This window comes from Vibrio sp. M260118 (assembly GCF_036533755.1).
Taxonomy (GTDB): domain Bacteria; phylum Pseudomonadota; class Gammaproteobacteria; order Enterobacterales; family Vibrionaceae; genus Vibrio.
The window spans coordinates 1-1871 of record NZ_JATABG010000521.1; the positions used below are offsets into that span (position 1 = coordinate 1).

The window sequence follows — 1871 nt, forward strand, 5'->3', positions numbered from 1 at the left end:
GCTATGATAGACGTAAGTATGAACTTCCACTCAAAGGAAAATCCCTTAAATTTGTTGATTCTAAAGCACATCCCCAAATCCAAATTGCAGACATTTTAGCCAGCGGGTTTGCATATTGGGCGGCGGGCATAGCGAGAGGGGAAAAAGAGGACTACTTATTCCTAGAGCTTGATAAACTCAACCTTGATCGTTTCATTGGTCATAACAGGATATGGCCCACACTGGATGTAGACCCCAAAGATTTAGGGACTGTGCATGACGGCGGAATCAATGCAGCAAACTATACGCCTCTTTTTCTAGCTAGGGCTAAGCCAAACCCCGAAGTGGTTCAATAGACTTTTGCGTAGCGCCTCTTAATCTAGAGACGCTACAAATTAAATTCCAAGGCGCTTTTGTCCCAGAGCTAGCTGGAACAGGTTCGTTCTAGAGATCTTATTAAATGGTCAACTTCAGCGTGCCACTACAACCACTGCAACGATATTAAACTTATCTTTTCATAGCAAAGAACCGAACAACTTCGCCAGATGTTCTTGGAGCAGACTATAAACTATCTACGAGAGCAATATTGACACTGAAACTTAACTAGTAGATTGATACATAAGAGGTTTCAGTCTTTCTCCATCTAGAGTAACTTGATCCGAATATATCATTAACTGAGAATAACCATGAAGGCCTCTCCATCGGAAATGTAAAGGAACCCTATAAATTTCCCGATCATTGACGAGCATAACAATATTACTCTGCTCATCATCCTCTAGAAGCAGTATGGGCTGATAGTTTATGGCTTGCGCAAAAGATGAATAGCCACTTGATTCTCTTAAAGCATATGGAAAAATCCAGATGTTGAGGGATGCATGAAGGCTAGTGTTTAAAGGTTTTGGCAGGGGAATATTAAAGTCGCTAATATAGACGACCCTATTTTTAGGGAATGCAATGCCATGGTGCACTTGTACTCTTGGTGTGCGAGTTTTTAAACGCCAAGTGTCTATGATTAGTCTGCTAGCATCCCTTATAAGATTGCGAACCAGAACAAATAAAAAGATGATAATACAAACACTTAGCACAAACAGGACAAACTCAAAGAAAGTTATGTCACTTTCTTCATTATATAGTTCTGGCGGTATTCGAGCTGCGTAAGTAGCCGATACCAACAATTTGCCCAGAATCATTTCTCAATTCACCCTCAATCCATTTAGACAAGTGTAATTCTAGTTGATAATGCAGGTAGGGTTACAGGATACGATGAAGAGTTAAACACAACAGCTTTATCCCAAGTTAAGTATGTCTAAGGCACTTCTGTCCCAAAGCTTGGAGGTTTCAAGTAACCTGCTCATTTTGTAGTTCCTCTAGGAGTTTGGCGTACTCATCAGCGTGACTGCCTTTAAAGTTTGCCATTGTTGGTTTAGTAAGAACTCCTCGAGAGCCAGTAATGTGACTTTTTATTACTTTCTTTGGCCTTTCACTCCACGTTAAGTTGAAGGCGGCCAACTTGGGAAAGAAATACATTTCTGAGTATTCCGGTAAATTATCATGAATCCACCAAGCCAATGCTTGCCAATGATGGGTTCGTTCGTAATAAGGAATAAACGAGTTCACTACAATACAAGCGGTAGCTCCTAAACAACCATCTTTATCCCGATAGTCCCATATATGCTTACCATAGTTCTTGTCATTACTCGCGCAATTGTATTGATTGCTATTTTCGGCACCTTTAGCATTAACTGATGGAGAGCGATAACCCGAACGTATCGAAATCCGGCCGAACGCTTTTTCGATAGGCTCAAGCAAATGAGAGCATAAGTTTTTTCCTGCTTCAATTGCAACATCTGGGAAATCGGGGACGTTAGGTATCCTTTCTATCTGTGAAATTT

Annotated in this window: 2 protein-coding genes; one reads left to right on the forward strand and one right to left on the reverse strand. The window is 40.8% G+C overall.

The features are described from left to right. Positions 1-335, forward strand: a 335-nt coding sequence (locus QTO00_RS19115) for a DUF3800 domain-containing protein (protein WP_331426162.1), incomplete at its 5' end; no start/stop codon positions are given. A 982-nt stretch (positions 336-1317) separates the two neighbouring features. Here QTO00_RS19115 and QTO00_RS19120 read toward each other — a convergent pair. Further along, positions 1318-1871 (reverse strand): peptidase M15 (locus tag QTO00_RS19120; protein WP_331426163.1); only part of this gene is annotated, 554 nt, incomplete at its 5' end.